This window comes from Pararhizobium sp. A13 (assembly GCF_040126305.1).
Classification (GTDB): domain Bacteria; phylum Pseudomonadota; class Alphaproteobacteria; order Rhizobiales; family Rhizobiaceae; genus Pararhizobium.
In genome coordinates, this window is sequence record NZ_CP149510.1 from 1,752,936 (window position 1) to 1,772,948 (window position 20,013).

Annotated in this window: 21 protein-coding genes; 15 read left to right on the forward strand and 6 right to left on the reverse strand. The window is 59.6% G+C overall.

Translation table 11 applies throughout. From position 1 onward, the window contains the following. Nucleotides 1-151: 151 nt before the first annotated feature. The 8 genes from WI754_RS08450 (at nt 152) to WI754_RS08485 (ending at nt 9,571) form a co-directional block, all read left to right on the forward strand. Nucleotides 152-316 (forward strand): hypothetical protein, encoded by a 165-nt coding sequence (locus WI754_RS08450; RefSeq protein WP_349437242.1) that lies wholly within the window; start codon nt 152-154, stop codon nt 314-316. Then, nucleotides 313-582, forward strand: a complete 270-nt coding sequence (locus tag WI754_RS08455) for a hypothetical protein (RefSeq protein ID WP_349437243.1) — start codon at nt 313-315, stop codon at nt 580-582. Before WI754_RS08450 ends, WI754_RS08455 begins: the two co-directional genes overlap by 4 nt. Before the next feature lie 362 nt (nt 583-944). Beyond that, nucleotides 945-3,335, forward strand: a complete 2,391-nt coding sequence (locus WI754_RS08460) for an arylsulfatase (RefSeq protein ID WP_349437244.1) — start codon at nt 945-947, stop codon at nt 3,333-3,335. 236 nt (nt 3,336-3,571) lie between these two features. After that, nucleotides 3,572-4,270, forward strand: a complete 699-nt coding sequence (locus WI754_RS08465) for a hypothetical protein (protein WP_349437245.1) — start codon at nt 3,572-3,574, stop codon at nt 4,268-4,270. 39 nt (nt 4,271-4,309) lie between these two features. Next, nucleotides 4,310-5,023 (forward strand): LssY C-terminal domain-containing protein, encoded by a 714-nt coding sequence (locus WI754_RS08470; RefSeq protein ID WP_349437246.1) that lies wholly within the window; start codon nt 4,310-4,312, stop codon nt 5,021-5,023. Between the two features lie 515 nt (nt 5,024-5,538). Then, the gene (gene fliF / locus WI754_RS08475; RefSeq protein WP_349437247.1) at nt 5,539-7,227 is read left to right on the forward strand and encodes a flagellar basal-body MS-ring/collar protein FliF; all 1,689 of its coding nucleotides are present in this window, start codon (nt 5,539-5,541) and stop codon (nt 7,225-7,227) included. Between the two features lie 846 nt (nt 7,228-8,073). Further along, a complete protein-coding gene (locus WI754_RS08480) occupies nt 8,074-8,814 on the forward strand; it encodes a helix-turn-helix transcriptional regulator (protein WP_349437248.1) in 741 nt (246 codons plus the stop codon). A gap of 10 nt (nt 8,815-8,824) precedes the next feature. Further along, entirely contained in the window at nt 8,825-9,571 is a 747-nt protein-coding gene (locus WI754_RS08485; protein ID WP_349437249.1) for a helix-turn-helix transcriptional regulator, read from the forward strand. Between the two features lie 33 nt (nt 9,572-9,604). Here the strand turns inward: WI754_RS08485 and WI754_RS08490 are convergent, their stop codons facing one another. From WI754_RS08490 to motA, 6 genes are all read right to left on the reverse strand, one after another. Further along, complete coding sequence (locus tag WI754_RS08490) at nt 9,605-10,045, reverse strand: hypothetical protein (RefSeq protein ID WP_037119745.1); 441 nt, start codon at nt 10,043-10,045, stop codon at nt 9,605-9,607. A 5-nt stretch (nt 10,046-10,050) separates the two neighbouring features. After that, nucleotides 10,051-11,127, reverse strand: a complete 1,077-nt coding sequence (gene flhB / locus WI754_RS08495; RefSeq protein ID WP_349437250.1) for a flagellar biosynthesis protein FlhB — start codon at nt 11,125-11,127, stop codon at nt 10,051-10,053. Nucleotides 11,128-11,329: 202 nt separating this feature from the next. Beyond that, entirely contained in the window at nt 11,330-12,361 is a 1,032-nt protein-coding gene (gene fliG / locus WI754_RS08500; protein WP_349437251.1) for a flagellar motor switch protein FliG, read from the reverse strand. 29 nt (nt 12,362-12,390) lie between these two features. After that, the gene (fliN, locus tag WI754_RS08505) at nt 12,391-13,008 is read right to left on the reverse strand and encodes a flagellar motor switch protein FliN (RefSeq protein ID WP_349437252.1); all 618 of its coding nucleotides are present in this window, start codon (nt 13,006-13,008) and stop codon (nt 12,391-12,393) included. A gap of 60 nt (nt 13,009-13,068) precedes the next feature. Further along, nucleotides 13,069-14,016 (reverse strand): FliM/FliN family flagellar motor switch protein, encoded by a 948-nt coding sequence (locus WI754_RS08510; RefSeq protein WP_349437253.1) that lies wholly within the window; start codon nt 14,014-14,016, stop codon nt 13,069-13,071. A gap of 4 nt (nt 14,017-14,020) precedes the next feature. After that, on the reverse strand, nt 14,021-14,899 hold the full coding sequence (gene motA, locus WI754_RS08515; protein WP_037119733.1) for a flagellar motor stator protein MotA: 879 nt from the start codon (nt 14,897-14,899) through the stop codon (nt 14,021-14,023). Between the two features lie 186 nt (nt 14,900-15,085). On the opposite strand from motA, the gene WI754_RS08520 reads away from it, so the two are divergent. From WI754_RS08520 to WI754_RS08550, 7 genes are all read left to right on the forward strand, one after another. Further along, nucleotides 15,086-15,865 carry a DUF1217 domain-containing protein gene (locus WI754_RS08520; protein WP_349437254.1) on the forward strand — a complete coding sequence of 260 codons (780 nt, stop codon included), beginning with the start codon at nt 15,086-15,088 and terminating at the stop codon, nt 15,863-15,865. Nucleotide 15,866: 1 nt separating this feature from the next. Then, a complete protein-coding gene (gene flgF / locus WI754_RS08525; protein ID WP_349437255.1) occupies nt 15,867-16,592 on the forward strand; it encodes a flagellar basal-body rod protein FlgF in 726 nt (241 codons plus the stop codon). An 80-nt stretch (nt 16,593-16,672) separates the two neighbouring features. Continuing rightward, nucleotides 16,673-18,070, forward strand: a complete 1,398-nt coding sequence (gene fliI / locus WI754_RS08530) for a flagellar protein export ATPase FliI (protein ID WP_349437256.1) — start codon at nt 16,673-16,675, stop codon at nt 18,068-18,070. Between the two features lie 3 nt (nt 18,071-18,073). Next, nucleotides 18,074-18,616 (forward strand): flagellar protein, encoded by a 543-nt coding sequence (locus WI754_RS08535; protein ID WP_349437257.1) that lies wholly within the window; start codon nt 18,074-18,076, stop codon nt 18,614-18,616. A 244-nt stretch (nt 18,617-18,860) separates the two neighbouring features. Then, a complete protein-coding gene (flgB, locus tag WI754_RS08540) occupies nt 18,861-19,241 on the forward strand; it encodes a flagellar basal body rod protein FlgB (RefSeq protein WP_349437259.1) in 381 nt (126 codons plus the stop codon). Nucleotides 19,242-19,246: 5 nt separating this feature from the next. Then, nucleotides 19,247-19,666, forward strand: coding sequence for a flagellar basal body rod protein FlgC (gene flgC / locus WI754_RS08545; protein WP_349437261.1), 420 nt, complete (start codon nt 19,247-19,249; stop codon nt 19,664-19,666). Next, a complete protein-coding gene (locus WI754_RS08550) occupies nt 19,666-20,001 on the forward strand; it encodes a flagellar hook-basal body complex protein FliE (RefSeq protein ID WP_349437262.1) in 336 nt (111 codons plus the stop codon). The genes flgC and WI754_RS08550 overlap by 1 nt, the downstream gene beginning before the upstream one ends. The last annotated feature ends 12 nt before the right edge of the window (nt 20,002-20,013 follow it).

Genomic DNA, 20,013 nt, shown 5'->3' on the forward strand with positions numbered 1-20,013 from the left:
CGCGATGTCTCAGGATGCGCCGAAGCGCGACGTCTTCGTCGGCCACGCCCCACGTTCATACGAGCTGGTCTCTCGACGCCTACATCATCGGCAATCACCTGACCGACCCGATCGTCGCGGTGCACGTTTGCTTCAGCTTAGGAGAACGACCATGAACCTGACAAAACGCGATTTCACGAAGGGCCTGGTTCTGGCTGCTGGGTTTGCGGGGTTCGGGCTCGCGACGGTTCAAGCAGTGGACGTCATTGAGGCCGAAGCCCGCGCCACCGCCAAGGAGGCCTATATCTACGGCTTCCCGATGGTGGAGTACGCATGAGACATGAGATCGGTTTCGCGAGACGGTGCTTTGCGGCCCGAGTCGCATTGGTCGACGAACTCGCAGCGCGGGACGAAGGTTTCCGGGATCTTTGCTGCGACTTTGCGACTGCCGACGAACTCAGACAGGCGTGGGAAACGTCCACCGAGCCGGAGCGCGACGAGCGCCATGCCGAATGCGTCGAGCTCGTGGAGAGCCTAAGGGCGGAGATTGAAGCGGCACTGGACAACGCCTCGGTCGTTCGGTTTCCGCGGCCCCGCCACTGAAGGGGCGGCGATCGTGCAGACAGCGGAAGTGGCTGGACCTGCTTCCGATCCCGATGCACCCAGCATCTCGCCGCTGGTCATCGTAGACAAAAGCCAGGCGAAGACGTTTGAACGCTGTTTTGGATTGGATTTCGCATGACTTGCAGACTTGCCGTTTCCGCTCGCCGGAGCGTCTGTTTGTGATCGGTGTGGGACAGGGGTGGCCTGTTGATACAGATCATCCGAAGGCGGCCGACAATCGTCGCGTCCAATCTCGGACTGGTCAGATAGCCTGCCGCGGTAATCTACGACGCATGTTTCAGTAGCATAATCTAATTTAGTATCATGTAAAGTTTGGCTTTTCACCCAGATGGGAGACGACAATGCTAAGACTTGGAACGCTATTTCTTGCTACATTGAGTTTGACCGCGGCTTCGACGTACTGCGCCCGCGCGCAGCAAGTCACAGGTGAGATGGGCTCGCCCAGCGCAACGACGACGATCGACGGCAGGTACCTGCCGAATCCTCCAGCGAGTTTCGGTGGAGAAATCGGCCTCGACGCGAAGTCCTCAAGGGCCTACTGGCCGCCACAGATCGTGCCCCAGAAGGGGGCTCCGAACATTCTCTTGATCATGACCGATGATGCTGGCTACGGCGTTGCCGGGACGTTCGGGGGCGTTATCCCGACCCCGGCAATGGATCGCGTTGCGAACGCTGGCTTGCGGTTTACGCAGTTCCATTCCACGGCGCTCTGCTCGCCGACGCGCGCCGCGCTGATCACGGGCCGCAATCATCATTCCGTCGGTTTCGGGGTGATTTCCGAGCAAGCAACGGGCTATCCCGGCTATGACTCCATCCTCGGCGTCGACAATGCTACTATCGGCGAAATCCTGAAGCAGAACGGATACGCCACGTCGTGGTTTGGAAAAAACCACAACACCCCTGCTTTTCAATACAGCACCGCCGGGCCGTTCAATCAGTGGCCGACAGGCATGGGCTTCGACTACTTCTATGGCTTTATGGGCGGAGACACCAATCAGTGGGAACCGTACCTGTTCCAGAATACGACGCAGATTTTTCCGTGGGTCGGAAAGCCCGGCTACAACCTCATCACTGATGAGGCCGACAACGCGATCGATCACATCAAGCAACTGAACGCGGCGGCGCCCGACAAGCCGTTCTTCGTCTACTACGTGCCCGGCGCAACACACGCGCCGCATCACCCTAGCAAGGAGTGGATCGACAAGTTCAAGGGCAAATTCGACATGGGTTGGAACGAACTGCGCGAGCAGATTTTCGCCAACCAAAAACGGCTCGGTGTTGTTCCCGCCAACACGCAATTGACCGAATGGCCGGATAGCCTGCCGAAATGGGAGACGCTGGACGCCGACAGCAAGAAGCTGTTCGCCCGCCAGGCCGAGGTGTTTGCCGCCTATGTGGCCTATTCAGACCACGAGATCGGCCGCGTGATCCAGGCAGTTGACGATCTGGGCAAGCTGGACAACACGCTAATCATCTACATCGAAGGCGACAATGGCACCAGCGCTGAGGGAAGCGTACACGGCACACCCAACGAGTTGATCACCATCGAGGGTATGCAGATTCCCGTCGCGGAGCAGATGAAGTTCTACGATAGCTGGGGCTCCAACCAGACCTATCCGCACATGTCGGTGGCATGGTCATGGGCCTTCGACACACCGTTCAAGTGGACGAAGCAGGTCGCGTCTCATTTCGGTGGCACGCGTCAGGGCATGGCGATGTCCTGGCCAGCACGGATCAAGGAAGCAGGTGGGATCCGCAGTCAGTTCCACCACGTGATCGACATCGTGCCGACCATCCTTGAGGCAACCGGGATCGATGCTCCGGTGATGGTGGATGGCGTGGCACAGAAACCGATCGAAGGTGTCAGCATGGCCTATAGCTGGGACAATGCCCAGGCTCCATCGGCCCGCAAAACGCAGTATTTCGAGATGTTCGGCAACCGCGCCATCTACAATGACGGTTGGTATGCCTGCACTACACCACCAGCCGCGCCTTGGTTGATGGGAACGACCACGATGCCGGACGTCGTCGACGGCTATAAATGGGAACTGTACAACCTTACGGAGGACTTCTCCCAGAACAACGATCTAGCTGCAAAGAATCCGGACAAGCTGCAAGAGATGCAGGAACTGTTTCTGATGGAAGCAGCAAAATACGACGTCTTCCCGTTGGACAACTCGATCCTGGAGCGTCTCCTCACGCCGCGGCCGAGTACCACTGCCGGGAGGAACGAGTTCACCTACTCCGGCGTGATGTCCGGTATCCCATCGAGCAATGCTCCGAGCGTCGTGAACAGGTCCTACACGATCACTGCGGAGGTAAGCATTCCGGAAGGCGGCGGCGAAGGCATGCTCGTGACCACGGGCGGGCGCTTCGGCGGATACGGGTTCTATCTGCTCAACGGCAAGCCCGTGTTCCTGTACAACTTCGTCAACATGGAGCGCTTTCGTTGGGAGGGCCGGGACGCCCTTTCATCCGGAAAGCACACGCTTGCCTTCGATTTCAAGTCTGACGGTCCCGGCTTTGGCAAGGGCGGTACTGGTGTCCTGAAGGTGGACGGCAAAGAGGTTGCCAATGAGAAGATTCCGCACACGATCCCAGCGCTCATGCCATGGGATGAGACCTTCGACGTGGGGGTCGATACCCGCACGGGTGTAGAAGAAACAGACTATCAAGTGCCCTTTGCTTTCAACGGCGAAATCGCAAAGCTGACCGTGAATCTGCAGCCATAGCGAGATCGTCGGAACAAGGTGGGGACGTTGGGCACCAACGTCCCCAGTTGGCGAGAAACTTCAGTTCATGCCGCTTCTTAACCGCGGCGCTATCGACGACGTTTGCGATCGGTGTGGGTTAAGAATGCCGCGTCGATCCGGCTAACCCGCAGGCTGCTGACGATCGGCATCTCGTGGGACCTTGGACTGCTGAAGTAGCGAAACGCCCACAGATGGGCAAACCGGGAGTATTCCTCATGGTTCGGAAATTCGATATTCGCATCCTTACTGTCGCAGCAGGTCTGCTGTCCTTCACCGGGGTGGCGCTGGCCGAAGACGCGATCAGCGCACCAGCGCAGAAGACCATCGGCGCGACCCAAACGAAGATGGTCCCGTCGCTGGCCGTTCTCAACTCTGGGGGCGCGACACTGGTCAACGGCAAGCTGACAATGACAAGCATGTCGGCGAACACGATCGTGTTCGCCGACCGCCCGGTGAGATCGGCCGGGCATGTGCTGACCTCCGACTTCATCAAGCAGTGGGGTGAGGGCAAGGACAGCTTCGCAAGCGACCCGCCCAACGCAACCATCTCGGTGCTGAACAGCGACGGATCGGCGATCGAGGACGCGGTCGTCGTCCTGAACAAGCCGAAGTTGGAAGACGGCACCCTGACATTCGACGTCGAGGTTCTGGAGGGTGAACTCACCAACGCCAACGGCCCGGCTTCGCTCTTTATCGACTGGTTTGCAGCCCGCGCCGGAATGGGACGTGTAGGAGTCGTCGGCGGCGTCGGCGTACGTGCTCCGGTGTGGCATGGGGGCTGGTACGCGCATCCGGCCGCCGGCTACGGCGCGGCGGTGGCGGCAGGTGCCGTCATCGGAGCGGCGGCGGCTTCCGGCGAGCGGCCCTATTATCCTCCGGCATGCGGTTACTACCCCTATCCGCCATGCTACTGAAACGCGAAACGGGTGAACGTTATGCCTCCGGATATAGCCATGCCTCGCCGACGCTGGATGAGGGTGGCGGCAAGCTCTGCCGCCGCCATCCTGATTGTCTACCTTCTGGTCTGCTATTTCATCATGCCAGAACTCTGGGTCTTTCATGATCGGGACCGCTTGGTCGATTTCAGCAAAATGGTAACGACCACGGAACAGGACATTCCAGGCGATCCGATCAATGTCGGCCTCGTCGGCTCGAAGGAGCAGGTGATCCGCGCCTTCGCTGCGGCAGCCTGGGATCCGGCCGACAAGATCACCCTGATGTCGTCGGTCGAAATCGGATTGAGTGTCGTGCTCGATCGGCCAGACCTCGACGCCCCGGTGAGTGCGCTGCTGTTCGAGGGGCGCAAACAGGATCTGGCCTTCGAAAAGCCCGTGGGCAAGAGCGCCGATGAACGCCATCATGTGCGCTTCTGGATGGCAGAAACGCCTGGTCCTGACGGCGTTCCGCTCTGGCTGGGTTCAGCAAGCTTTGATCGCGGCGTCGGCTTCAGCCATGACACGGGTCAGATCACTCATCACATCGGCCCTGACCTCGACGCAGATCGGGGACTGGTGATCGGCGACCTGCAGAACGCCGGACAGATTGCCTTGACCTACGAGCGCGCAGGCATCGGCGCGACCAAAGTCGGTCGCAATGGCGGTGGCGATCCCTATTTCACGGACGGGAAGGTGCTCGTTGGAGTTCTGAAGACTGGTGCTGCGCAGTAGCGGCGACGACTTGCAGCATGTCGTCGGAGACCAAAGCGTTTCGATTCGTGCAGACTTGGATGTTGGACGGGCGTTTCGGCCATATCATACAGATCGCAGATTGGACCTTTCTCAACGCAGCAGCACGACTGCTGCATCGCGAGACTCGAACTTGAACTCGGGATCGGGTTGTCGGCACCAGGTGTTTTTCGAGGCGATGAACCGAGACGCTCTGATAAGAGCGTCTCGTCGTGATCTTGATGCGTGCAAAACGGCTTCGCTTGGAATCGTTTGACCAGTTCGCGGACATGGGCGATCGGTGCGCAGGGATGGGGTGGTAAACACGTCAAAAGCGGGCCTTCAAGACAAGTTCGCGCAAGTTTCGTTTCCTAGTGTGCCAATCGGGGCTGGTAGATTTGGCGTGATTTGACGAAGGCACGGGCCGAATCGATCCAGTAATCCCGAATGTTTGGATCTGCGCATGTCCCGGGCGATGTTGCCTGTACGGAACATGCGCCACTGGGTGCGGAAACAGAATGAATCTGTTGGATCAACTTTCGACGGTCACGAAGAACCTGGCGAGTCTCGGGCAGGGCAAGCTCATCGCGCTGGTAGCAGCCGGAGTGGTTGCAGTCGGGATTGTTCTCGCTACCGGCCTTTACGTCAACAAGCCATCCTATGAAACGCTGTATGTCGGGCTGGAAAGCAGCGACCTCAATCAGGTCAGTGTCGCGCTTGCCGAAGCGAATATGGACTTCGAAGTGGGAGCCGATGGTTCGAGCCTGCAGGTGCCGGTCGGCATGACGGGCAAGGCCCGGCTCTATCTCGCCGAGCGCGGCCTGCCCAACAGCGCCAACGCCGGTTACGAGCTCTTCGACAATGTCGGTTCGCTGGGCCTCACCTCCTTCATGCAGGAAGTCACCCGCGTCCGCGCGCTCGAAGGCGAAATCGCCCGCACCATCCAGCAGATTTCCGGAATTGCCGCCGCCCGGGTCCACATCGTCATGGCTGATCGTGGCAGCTTCCGGAAGACGGAGCAGAAACCGACGGCCTCGGTGATGATCCGAGCGAGTGCCAATATCGGCCGCAACGCCGCAGCATCCATCCGCCATCTGGTTGCTTCGTCCGTTCCGGGGCTGAGCATCGATGACGTGACCATTCTCGATTCTGCCGGCCAGCTCCTGGCTTCCGGCGACGATCCGGCCAACAGCGCCATGAACCAGTCGCTGGGCATCGTCCAGAACGTTCAGAACGAAATCGAAAGCAATATCGACAAGGCGCTCGCACCTTTCCTCGGCATGGACAATTTCCGCGCCAGCGTCACAGCTCAACTCAATACCGATACCCAGCAGATCCAGGAAACGGTCTTCGATCCGGAATCCCGCGTCGAGCGGTCGACCCGCGTCACCAAGGAAGAACAGAAATCCAGCCAGCAGCAGCCGGACAACGCGGCGACCGTACAGCAGAACGTTCCTCAGGCAGCGCCCCAGGGCGGCACTGCCGGACCTCAGTCGAACGACCAGACCGAGAAAAAGGAAGAGCAGACCAACTACGAGATCAACTCGAAGACCGTCGCGACCGTCAAAAGCAGCTATTCGGTCGAGAAACTCTCCGTCGCCGTAGTGGTCAACCGCGGCCGTGTGGCCGCGATGGTCGGCGAAGGCGCGGATCAGGCGAAGATCGATGCCTATATCCAGGACATGCAGAAGATCGTCGCGTCGGCTGTCGGCCTCGATCCTGCCCGTGGCGATGTGATCACGCTGACCGCCATGGACTTCGTCAACACGCAGCTCCTCGACGAGCCGGTCTCCGGCCCAGGCATCATGGAGACACTGACCCGCAATCTCGGTGGCATCATCAATGCCCTTGCCTTCGTCGCGGTTGCCTTCGTGGTCGTCTGGATGGGCATGCGTCCGCTGGCCCGCTCGATGGGTATCGGTACAGGCGCCACGGCGCTCGCCGAGAACGAAGCAGTCGGCCTGGAACTGCCGGACTTCTCTCCCGCCGCGACGGGCGCAGCAGGCGGGGCGCTCATGGAAGGCTTCGGCTCCGACTTCGGCTTCGACAGCACCGACGACCTGCTCAGCCTCGGCGACGACAGCGAGGGCGGCTTCAACCGCCGGGTCAAGGAAGGCCCCGAACGCAGGCTCGCCCGCATGGTGGAAATCAGCGAAGAGCGTGCTGCCAAGATCCTTCGCAAGTGGGTTGCAGAAAAAGCAGCGTGATCGCTCGTCTGGACACGGGCCCCACGAACTGCCCAACCCGCCGTCTCGGCGGGTTTCTCGTTCCAGGGCCGCGCCTTAGCCAGAAACGCGGATGCTGTCCTGCGCACGCGAAATAGACCCCCACCCATTCAGTGTATTGCCGCGAATCTTTGGCCGGCCGGCAAGAATCGCGCGTCGACAACTCAGCCTGCGCAGCGCGCCGGAATTTATTATATTTAATAGATCGTTAATTTATCCCCGAGAAAGGGCGCTCTGGTCTGAGCCATTGCTAGCCGTGTCCAATGTATTGAATCGGGAAATCCGGAGATGTCCGCCAAATCTGAAATATTACAGCAATAATATTTGCAGCGATACTTTGTAATCTTTGGCAGTGCGATCAATCTAGACGTTAAACCCGCTGGTGCAATTCTGCAACAATGTGAAAAAACAAATAGAAAAATGAAAACTTGACAAATTAGATTTGGCTTTAAAAGGCTGATTTGCGGGGCGTGTTTTTGGATGCTTGAACGAACATTGCGCTGGCCTACCGGCCGAAATTTGCTCAATAAAAAGTATGACAAAATTAAAATCATTAAATTTCAAATATTTATTTCTATCACCGGTTTATGCTTTCCCTTCGATCCTCCTGCCGATCAGATGATTTCGAATCGGGTGCATGGAAGCTGCCAAAAGTAAATCGCGAGAAGGGGGGTAGTAGTTTTTCGCAGGGAGCGATGTACATTTTGTGTAGTGATTCGCGTACTGATTTGCGTCGGGTTGAGGAAGGCGGAATGCCTCGACCCAGGGCCGGCGGTGGCAAACAAGCGCTTGAATGAGCACGGACGAATCCATCACGGGGGTAATGTCATGGATGCTCTACAGACAGAGATTGCGATCTGGCCGGCGCCGGTTGCTTCGCTACGCGGTGCCGGACGGGCACTGTCAAAAGAACAATTGATCCGCAGGCTCGGCGAGTTTGCGGAACGTGGCAACCTCAGCCGAGGACTTGCCGCCCTGACGGACTATGTAGGGGCTACCCACTATCTTCTCGCCCGCTATGATCTGTCGCAGGATGAAGGTCTGGATTTTGTCGTGTGTTCGGATTGGCCGTTCGACGTGGTCAAGCGGCTTGGCAAGGTGCTGTCGCAACTCCATTCCAAGACCAACGAAATGGAGAAGTGCCTTTCGGTGATGCAGCCGGTGTTCATGAGCCTGCCGGATGACATCGACGTCAGCCGCGGCATCAGCCGTGAATATTGCGCCATCACCTTCAACGTTGGCCGCACCCGGCTGTCACTGATGCTGCTCTTCCCGCAGGATGTCATCCTCTCGCAGGAGAGCCTGAGGGATATCGGCCTGCTGACCGGGTATTTCGCCAGCTTCACCAAAGAACGCGGTGCACGCACCGATCGCGAGTTCGAGCTGACGGAACGCGAGCTCGAGTGCCTCTTCTGGATTGCCGAGGGCAAGACGAGCGACGAAATTGCCGTCATCCTCGGTATCTCCCGTAACACCATCAACAACTATATCACCAGCGTGATGCGCAAGACGGCGACGAAGACCCGTTCCGAGGCGATCGCCTACGCTGTCCGCAACAACCTCGTTTAGGCGCCCGGTCATGACCTTTTTCCTCCCGAACACCCGCGCTGCAGATGATGGCAAGGCCGGACGCTTGCAGGCCAGGGCGTCGCGGGCAGCAACGCTCGTCGCGCGGCTTCAGGGCATGCAGAAGCAGATCAACGCCAAGAACTTTGCGGTTCTGCGGCTGAACGGAAACGGCCTGCCGGCGTCGCGCAAGCTGACCTGCGTGCTCGACAACTGGGGCGTCGCCGCCGAAGCGATGGCGCACGAGCTGGTGGCGGCCTACGGCGACGAGCTGCTTCAGCATCTGGACGCTTCGCTGCTGCCGGTGTTGTGGAACGGCATGGGGGAGCACCAGACTGCCGAGGCACCGGACTTCGGTCGCTTCACCCGTCGTCTGGAGGCGCGCCTCTTGCCGTATTCCGGCATTGCACTGCCGGTCAGGCTCGGCGCGCAGGGCAACGGCTATGTCGTGTTCACGGGCAGCTATATCGACCTCACGAGCGAGGTGATCATCGATCTGCATGGCCGCAGCTGCCAGGTCATGACCGATCTGCTTGCCGCCGACGAGCGGCGCATGCTGCCGGCCGAATCGCTGAGCGACCGCGAGATCGGCTGCCTGCAGATGGCCGGCGATGGCTATATCAGCGAAGAGATCGCCGAGAAGATGGGGCTGTCGGTCCATACGGTCAATGCTTACCTCGGCGCAGCAACGACCAAGCTGGATTCGGTCAACAGAATCCAGGCGATCGCCAAGGCCATTCGTCTCGGTTATATCAGCTGATTGGTTTGTGGCCGTCATGGCCGGTATCGCGACTCAACTCGCAAGGGCGGTCGGATAGGATTTTACGAATTTCGCAGCGTTGAGGCTGTTTGCCAGGAACGCGGTGTTCTCGTCCGGATCGCTGGACGGGCTCTTGAATGCGATGTGGTTGATCTCGAGGCCGGCTGTATCCTTGCCGAGCGCCAGCCGGGCATAGACCGTGACGCCGTCCGGCTTCAATTCGAGATCGAGCGAGATTTCCGGCTCGGTATCCCAATCCAGCGTATAGTTGCCGCCAATACCAAAATTCACCGTGCCGGGAAGAAAATAGAGCTCCGCCGCGGACGATACCAGGTCGGCGAGGCTGCCATGCGATTCAAAGCGAAGCAGCGCAATATAGTCGGCCGCATCGATCAGACGCAATTCGGTCGCAACAGGACGAATCGCATCGGCTACAATTTTTTCGCGTTGTTCGGAATATTCGCATTTTTTCATGTCTTTTACGTCACCCGTTTCGGCTGCGTGGCATAGATCCGGTGGATGAGTTCGGCGACTGCCTTATAAAACACCGGCGGAATCACACTATCCACCGAGACTTGCGCAAACATTGAGCGTGCGAGAGGCGGGTCTTCAAAAACGGGTATGCCGTTTTCCTCCGCAATCTCGCGAATCTTCAGCGCGACAAGGTCTTGCCCCTTGGCAACCACCACCGGAGCATCGCCTTCTTCCCGCACATAGCGAAGGGCAACGGCATAGTGCGTCGGGTTTGCGATGACGAGCGTGGCGCGCGGAACCGAGGTGATCATGCGCCGGCGGGCGCGGTCGCGGGCAATCGAGCGAAGCCGGGCGCGGATGATCGGGTCGCCCTGGGACTGCTTCAGCTCCTCCTTGACTTCCTGTTTGGTCATCCGGAGCTCGGTATACCAGTGATGTCGCGTCCAGAAAAAATCCGCGACCGCGATGATGCAGGTCGAGATCAGGATGACGATCATGATCTGGTTGAGATCGCCGGACATCGTCGTGAGGATCGTCAGGGGATCGGAAAACATCGAATCGAGCGAGGCGTAGTAATCATTCCAGAGCGTCAGCACGATGATGATCGAGACGATCAGGATCTTGAACAGCGCCTTGGCGAACTCGACCAGGCCCTGGATGCCGTAAATCCGCTTCAAGCCGGCCATCGGGGAAATGCGGTTCATCTTCGGTGCAATCCGGTCAAGCACCGGCGTTGGCAGGTTCTGCAGGATGGACGAGCCGATCCCGAACACGATCAACAGCGTGAAGAAGGGGATCATCAGCGCGCTCGCCTTCCAGAGAAGATGCGAGATGAGCGCCACCACATCCGTCGCGGTGTCGATGCGCCAGGCCTCGGGCTGCTCGAAGATGTCCTTGAGCGCTTCGGCAACAGTGGTGAAACCCTGGGGCAGGAAGAAGACGATGAATATGTAGATGGCCACGGTTGAAGCGAACATCGTCACTTCACGCGAGAAGGGCGTGTTGCCCTTCTCTATGGCGTCGTGCATTTTCTTTTCAGACGGCGATTCTGTTTTGCTGTCTTTGTCCTGATCGTCCGACATCGGATGAAGACCTCTTGCACCTGGTGGCGGCCGTTGCCCTTAAAGGGTTGTGAGCCGAGGCCGCAGGGGATGCAAGGAAGATATGCGCGGAATCACCGTGCTTCACAGAAACCGAGCGGACGCAGCAAAAAAGCCCTTGAATTCCGGTTCAAGGGCTTTGCTGTTCTGCTTGAAAGTGAGGGTAATGTGGTCAGGCGCCGGCTCAGGCCGCCGCCGCTTCCCTTTCCTTGAGCTCGATCTGGCCGCTGGCGGCGAGACGGATGGCTTCCTGGGTGATCGAGCGCCGGGCAATCGCGATATCGCGCGGATTGATGCCGGCATCGCCGGCTGCCAGGTCCGATTCGATCATGCGGCGCTGGCGCGCGCCGATGGCGGCGAGAACCGATTCGCGCAGTTCCATGCTCGATCCGCGCAGCGCCATGGTGATGATGTCGCTGGACACGTCGTTGAAGAGCTGAACGCGGCTGCGCTGCGGCATCCCGAGGACGTCGTCGAAGAGGAAGATCTTCGGACGGACCTTCTTGACCGCTTCGGTATTGATCGATTCAAGCGAAGCGAGAAGCGTATCGACCTGGCTCTTTTCCAGCTCGTTCATCACTTCCGCGATCTTGATGGATCCCGCCGAGTTGCGGTCTGCATCCAGTTCGCGCATCAGCTCCAAGACGCGCGTCTCGATAATCTGCGCGGCCTTTGGGCTGACATTCTTCATGTTGACGGCGCGGTTGATGATATCGGCGCGGCTGCTTTCCGGCAGCTGCAGCAGAACCTTGGCGCCGAAGGTCGACGGCATCATCGACAAGACATAGGCGATCGTCTGCGGATGTTCCTTGCCGAGATGCCCGGCGACGTAGACCGGGTCGGAATCCTGCAGACGGTCCCAGATATTGGCTTCATAGGCGGCGAAAGCTGTCCTGCGGCCAAGAAGGCCGTCCACTTCGTCGGGTGTCAGGCCTTCTTCGAGTATGCCTTCAATGGCCTTGGCATTGTCCATCAGGCCAGCACCCTCGGTAAACAGGTCCTCGAACTCGTTGACCAGGATTTCCAGTTCGTGGGGCGGGATCGAGCGAAGCGACTGAGCCGAGGCGATGATGCCCTGCAGCTCGCTTTGCGTAAAGAATTTCAACAACTTGCCAGCAACCGGCTTGCCCATTGCAAGCAGAACGGCCGCGGCCTTGTCCATCTGACTGAGAGGCCGCGTCGGCGCCGAAGCTTCAAAATTGTCGAAATCCATCATGGATTGATCCTCATAACCCGTGACCGGGTTCAAACTTTACTGGTACCCTTGATTTCGATGAGTTTTACACCGAAACGTGTTTCGTCTTCGTCGAGCACGGTGATTTCGCCACGGCCGATCACACGGCCATTGACGACGATTTCGACCGGCTCGCCGATCTTGCGGTCGAGCGCGATGGTCGCGCCTTCCGTCAGGTTCATCAGGCCGGAGACCTGCATGCGGCTGGTCCCGAGGACGATCTGGACATCGATCGGGATATCCATGATCAGGTCGAGATTGGCGGTCATGCCGCTGCCCGGCTCGCTGGAGGCCATCTCCTCGAAGCTGCTCGAACTCCCGAAGGAACCGCCGCCGAAGGATCCGGCGTCAAACGCCCCGGCGGCCTGGTCGAGGTCGCCAAAGCTGCTGCCGCCACCGAAATCGCCGCCGAAGCTGCTGAGGTCGGTCGCGGACGCATCGAACGTGCTGCCGAAGTCCGATGTTTCGCCGACCGTCGTCGCGAAATCCATGCCGAAATCGGTTGCCGGAACAGTACCGGTGGCATCGCTTTGCAGGACGCCACGCAGATCGTCGATGGCCTGATCGAGCTCGGCATCGCCGGCGCTCAGGATCGTCTTGTCTTCAATTCGTGCTTTCTTCGGTGCCATGTGCGAACTATTCCAGTTGAAACTTGCCCCAACCATGTTGCCGGGTAAGGCAGGGGGTTTTTAACTCATGAGGTGGTGGAGAATGTCGCTCTCCGAACCGTGGGTGTCCCTGATCCGGACCGTATATTTTGCGCCGGACCGGCCGAGCTCGCAGATGTAGAGGTCGCGGCCGTTGGCATTGATTTCGACACGCACGTCCTTGGCGTCCTGGAAGGGAATGACATCGCCCGGCTGCAGGCGGCTGATCGTATCGAGGGTCAGGCTCTCAAGCTTGATGCGGGCTTCGAGGTTGACGGCGGAGCGGCGGACCTGCTGCTCCAGCTGTTCGCCCCACACGCCTTTGGCCTTGCGAGCCTGTCCGACGCCCTTTGGGAAGACAACGGTGGTCTTCAGCAAGACCTGCTGCGGAACGATGATCGAGAACGTCGAAAGAACCGGGCCAAGCCCCATCGTCACGTTGATGCAGGCGGCAAAGACATCCTCGACATCCGGATCCGCCGCCGGCCGTTCGGTGGCATTGTAGGGCCTCCCGACGGAAGGCTCGAAGCCGCCGGCGGCGCTGACGGCCGATTTCAGCACATCGGCGATTTTTTCGAACACCATCGACGCGACATCGAGCTCGATGTTGGAGAGCGTGCGCGGCTTCGGCTCCTCGATGGCGTCTGATGGGGCGCCGAGCAGGATTTCCATCAGGGTGATGATCACCGGGCTATCGCAGCTGAGGACGAATTCCGGGCACCAGTTGCGCAGCGCCGTATCGCACAGGGCGACACCATTGCCGAGTCTGGCGATCAGCTCGGACTTCAGGCCCGTGTCGAAACCGGCATAGCCGATCTCGATATCGAGATCGGTCTCGTTCCGGAAGATGTCTGGCAGGAATTCCGTAAAGACATGGCCGATTTCGCCGCACAGCTTGCCGATCGTCTTGGTGTCGCCGAGCGCACCGGTCATGCGGGCGAGCAGCTTGCGGTCGAAGGTGTACACGTTGTTTTTCGATGCTGCCGTCATGGGATCAAGCCGCCTTGCTTTCGCCGCCACCGCCGGGGTTCATCATTTCCTGCTCGACGGCGTCGATCGACGGACGCTCGTAAGCGGAGATGGTCTTGCGGCCGTATTCGAGCGCCACCTGCGGCACCGAACCGTTCATGTAGGCAAGCAGGGTCTGCTTGACGATGATGTAGAGACGGTTTTGCTTGTCGCGCACGGCCTTGATATTGGCGATCACCGGGCTGACGATGCAGTAGGACAGGAAGATGCCGAGCATGGTGCCGACGAGGGCGGCGGCGATCTTGGCGCCGAGGATCTCGGGCGCCTCGCTGATCGCGCCCATCGCCTTGATCACCCCGAGAACGGCGGCGACGATGCCGATCGCCGGGAAGGCGTCGCTCATCGTGGTCAGCGCATGATAGACCTTCATCTTGTCATGGGTGATCGTATTGATTTCCTCGTCCATCAGTGCCTCGATCTCATGGCTGCGGGCATTGCCGATGATGATCAGGCGGACGTAGTCGCAGATGAAGGCCGTCAGTTCCTTGTTCTGCAGCACCGTCGGGGCGGACTGGAAAATCGAGGATTCGTCCGGGTTGTCGATGTGGCTTTCGATTTCGTTGCGTGATTTCGTGCGCAGGTCGCGCATCAGGCTGTAGAGAACGCCGAGCGTGTCGAGATAGTTGCGCTCCTTCGGCACCTTGTGGCGAAATGCTTCACCGAGCGCCTTGGCGGTATCCTTCAGCACCTTCATCGAATTGGCCATGATGTAGCCGCCGAGGCCGGCGCCGCCGATGATGACAAGCTCGAAGGGCTGGTTCAGGACTTCCATGTGGCCGCCCATGGCAATGAAGCCGCCAAGGATACAGCCGATCGTCAAGACGAGCCCGATGATGATGTTCATTTCGATACCTGCCGCAAAGGTGGATTTTCGACCGTATCGTTAGGCCGTCAGCCTTGCGTGAGGCTGGCTGTCGGCCCCCTTTTTGAGGGCCTTCCGCGCAAACAGGTTCGCGCAAGCAAGCTCCGGCAGTTTTCCGCCCAATCGGCGCGTATTGCGCCATGTCTCATGGATGAACGGGGAAATGTCGTGACGACGACTTACACCAGCTACCAGATGATAGCAGGCAACCTCACCACATCGCTGGAACGGGTATCCGAGCAGCCGGATGTTGCGCGGGAGACCGAATACTATCTGGCCAATATCGGCAACGTCAAAACGATCGACGACTTCTTCGCAGACACGCGGCTTTATAACTACGCGGTCAAGGCGCACGGCCTGGAAGACATGGGCTATGCGAAGGCCTTCATGCGCAAGGTGCTGACTGAAGGCATCGACACCGACGACGCCTTTGCCAAGCAACTGACCGACAGCCGCTACACCGATCTGGTCGAATCGCTGAACTTCGCCCGCAACGGCACGGCTGCGACATCGTTCGAGAAAGCCCAAAAGGGCGTCGTCGACAAATATACACGCCAGACCCTGGAGCAGAATGCCGGCGAGGAAAATTCCGGCGTCCGCCTGGCGCTATACTTTGAACGCATGGCACCCTCGACCACCAATGCCTACGGGCTGCTCGCCGACGATGCATTGGCGCAGGTGACACGCACCCTGCTGCAGATGCCCGACGAATTCGCCGCTTCCGACATCGACAAGCAGGCGGCCGCGATCGAAAACGCGATCGACATCAAGGACTTCCAGGATCCGACGAAGCTGTCGAAGATGCTCGAACGGTTCACGGCCCTGTGGGAAATCAACAATTCCTCGGATCCCTACGATCCGCTCGCCGTGTTCGGCTCATCCAGCGGCTACGGAATCTCCTCCGATCTTCTCCTATCCATCAATACGCTGAAACTCGGGGGACGCTGATATGCAAACCGGTCTCTATGTTGCCGTCTCCTCCCAGATGGCGCTTGAAAAACGCATGAACACGCTGGCCGACAACGTCGCTAACTCGAGCACGGTCGGGTTCCGCGCGACGGAAGTGAAGTTCAACCAGCTGCTTGGCGATACGCGGCCGACCAAGGTTTCCTTCGTGTCCGAAGGGCAGGAATTCCTCAATACCAACAATGGCGGCCTGAACCGGACCGGCAACGAGCTGGATTTTGCCATCAAGGGCGACGCCTGGTTCCAGATCGACACGCCCGCCGGTCCCGCATTGACCCGGGACGGCCGCTTCACACTCACGGAAACGGGTGATCTGGTGACACTCCGCGGATATGCGGTCCTCGATGCGGGCGGTGCGCCGATCCGGCTCAACTCTCAAGCGAGCGAAATCAAGGTGGGCGCAGACGGCGCCATTCAGCAGGATGGAACGCAGGTTGCCGCGTTGGGGCTCTATGAAGCGAGCTTCGCCAACGGCTTTTCCCGCTACGACAACAGCGCTGTGATCCCGAACTCTGCACCCGAGCCGGTCGTCGATCGTTTCGATGTCGGCGTGATGCAGGGCTATGTCGAGGAATCGAACGTCAATCCGGTTCAGGAAATGTCCCAGTTGATCATGGTGTCGCGCGCCTTCGAAAACATCACTTCGCTGATGCGCGACAGTGAAGGTTCGCTCGACGAGGCAATCAAGACGCTCGGCGGCAGCAAGTAGCTGCTCTGATTTTTTCAAACGACTGAGCCAGGCCCGCAGATGCTCGATAGAGCAGGGTAGGGCAGACGGCAGGAAACGGAATGCAGAACGAGAAACTCCAGATCCGCAGTTCCTCGACATCGCTTGCGGCGCTCGCAGGCCTTGTCGGGCGTTATTCCAATCCAGAGTTTTCGATCGCACCCGGTGGCCACGTCCAGACGATTTCCGCCGGCTATTACACGGTGTCCGGGCTTTCTCGGCATGTTCGCCTCGGCGAGTTCGTCGCCCACAAGAGTTCGACGGGCATTCATCTCGGCGAAGTCGTCAAGGTGGAGCAGGAGACGGTTGTCGTCTGCCCGATCGAGCCGGGCGATCCAATCGGCATTCATGACACGGTGATCCGCAAGGGTGCCTTCCGCATTGCGCCGACAGAATCCTGGTGCGGCCGCACGATCAATTCGCTGGGCGATCCGATCGACGGTCGCGGCGCGCTGCTGCAGGGCGATATTCGCCGGTCGATTTCGAATACGGCGCCGCCGTCGATGACCCGCAAGCGCGTCGAGCATGGCTTCCGCACCGGTGTCCGGGCAATCGACATCTTTTCTCCACTCTGCCTCGGCCAGCGTCTCGGCGTCTTCGCTGGCTCCGGCGTCGGCAAGTCGACGCTTCTGTCGATGCTTGCTCGCGCCGATGCCTTCGACAAGGTGGTCATCGCGCTGGTCGGCGAACGCGGCCGTGAAGTGCGGGAATTCATCGAGGATACGCTCGGAGAAAACCTCTCCAAGTCGGTCGCTGTGGTGGCGACCAGCGATGAAAGCCCGATGCTGCGCAAGATGGCGCCGCTGACGGCGGTGACGATCGCCGAGCACTACCGTGACCAGGGCGACAACGTCCTTTTGATTATCGACAGCGTCACCCGTTTTGCTCATGCCATCCGTGAGGTCGCAACAGCCTCTGGCGAGCCGCCGATCGCGCGGGGCTATCCGGCATCCGTTTTCACCGAACTGCCGCGGTTGCTCGAGCGTGCCGGGCCGGGAGCCGAAGGGGCGGGCACGATCACCGCGATCATCTCCATTCTCGTCGACGGCGACAACCACAACGATCCGATCGCCGACTCGACCCGCGGTATTCTCGACGGTCACATCGTCATGGAACGCAGCCTTGCCGAAGAGGGCCGCTATCCACCGGTCAACCCGCTTGCTTCGATCTCGCGTCTCGCTCGAAAGGCCTGGACACCGGATCAGGAAAAGCTTGTGGCGCGGTTGAAGTCGCTGATCCACCGCTTCGAGGAAACGCGCGACCTCAGGCTGATCGGCGGCTATCGCCCGGGCAGTGATCCGGACCTGGACATGGCGATCAAGCAGGTGCCGGTCATCTACGACATCTTGAAACAGACGCCGGGCGAGCGGCCGGCCATCGACGCGTTCACCGACCTCGCAAATGCGCTGAAGGCGGCGGCGAACAACGGCGGCCAGGCACAGAACATGCGAAGGGGGTAAGGGGTGATAGATTACGACGCCGACGAAATCGTGCCGCAGCGCAAGCGCAGCGAGCGCACGCCACTGATCGACAAGGCGCTGGGCGCGACCGGTATCGCCCTTGCGGCCCTCGCTACCTTCTTTCCCTGGTATGCATTCCTGCACCAGGACCAGTTCTCGATGCCGTCGCTTTGGCAAGGCAGCACCCGCGATGTGCCGGGCCGCGCTGGCTCAGGCGGCGTATCCTCGCCATTGGCCATGACGGACCGCGATGCAGCCACCCAGGCGGCGATTGATCAACTGACCACGGCGACGGTTCCCGAAGGCGAAAGCAGGAAGCTGGACGGCGGTCCGGAAGATGGTCTGGAGCAGCCGTTCCCGGCGGCGACGGGTTTCAAGCTGGTTCACGTCGCCAATGGCCGTGCGCTGATCGAAGACAGTAGCGGCATGTACATTGTCCGTATCGGCTCGATCCTGCCGGACAACAGTCGTCTTGCCACATTGGAGCAGCGCGACGGGCGCTGGGTGATGATCACCTCCAAGGGCGAAATCCAGCAGGCTGAGTGATTCGGCTCATCGACGACCACCGCCGTCAACCTGCGCATTGCCGGCCCCGCGCAACGGGTTGTGGCCGAAGAAGGGCGCTGAAACGCGCCAAACCATTGCCGTTCCATCGTTTTTCGGTCGCATGCAATGCGAAGCTGCCACCCGAAAAGCGGTTGTTAGCACCTGCAGCACACGGCCTTGTTCAATTCAGTCCCACGCAAGATTGCTTGCCTAGGTTCTCCAGCAACAAGCATGGAGTCGCATGATGCAACCTATACAGCTTTTTGATCTCGCGTCCCGGCAGGCGCAATGGCTGGCAGTCCGCCAGAACGTCGTCGCCGGCAACATCGCCAATGCCAACACGCCGCACTACGCAGCCAAGGACGTCAAGCCGTTCGAAAGCGTCCTGCAGGAAACCGGCTTTCAGATGGCGGCCACCAATCCCGCCCACTTCACGGACGGAAGCACTGCGGCTCAGGTGACCGAAACCAGCATGATCAACGATGCCGAGGTCCAGCAGTCGGGCAACAGCGTCCAGCTGGAACAGGAATTGATGAAGAGCGGTGAAGTCAAGCGTGACTACGAGCTCAATACCGGGCTCGTGAAGGCGTTTCATCGGATGATGCTCATGACGGTACGGAAATAAGCGCGATGGATCCTCTGGTTTCAGCTCTCAAAGTTTCGGCCTCCGGCCTCGAAGCGGAATCGACGCGGCTGCGCATCGTTTCGGAAAACATCGCCAACGCCCGTTCGACCGGCGACGCGCCGGGAACCGATCCCTATCGCCGCAAGACCGTCAGTTTCGCGGCGGAGGTCGATCGCGCCAGCGGCGCCGCCACCGTCGAGGTCCAGCGTCTTGGAACCGACGATTCCGACTTCAGCATCGAGTTCGATCCGGGCAATCCGGCCGCCGACGACAAGGGCATGGTCAAGCTGCCGAATGTCAACGTGCTGATCGAAATGGCCGACATGCGGGAAGCCAATCGCTCCTATGAAGCCAATCTCCAGACCACGAAGCAGGCGCGCGACCTGATTTCCGCAACAATCGACCTCCTGAGGGCTTCGCAATAATGATCAATGCAATTGAGACCATCGGCGCGGCGATTTCGACCGTCAAGGACGTCGCGACCTCCTCCAGCACTTCGTCGGCACAAAGCATCCTCGGTGGCGCAGCAGCGACCGGCAAATCGCAGAGCTTCGCCGACGTCATGGGCAACATGGCGGCCGAGATGACCAACAGCCTCAAGCAGTCGGAAGCCTCCTCCATCCAGGGCATCCGCGGCGAAGCAAACACCCGCGAAGTCATCGATTCCGTCATGAATGCCGAGCAGTCGCTGCAAACCGCCATCGCCATTCGCGACAAGGTGGTCAGCGCCTATCTCGAAATCGCACGCATGTCGATTTAAGGAACAAATATA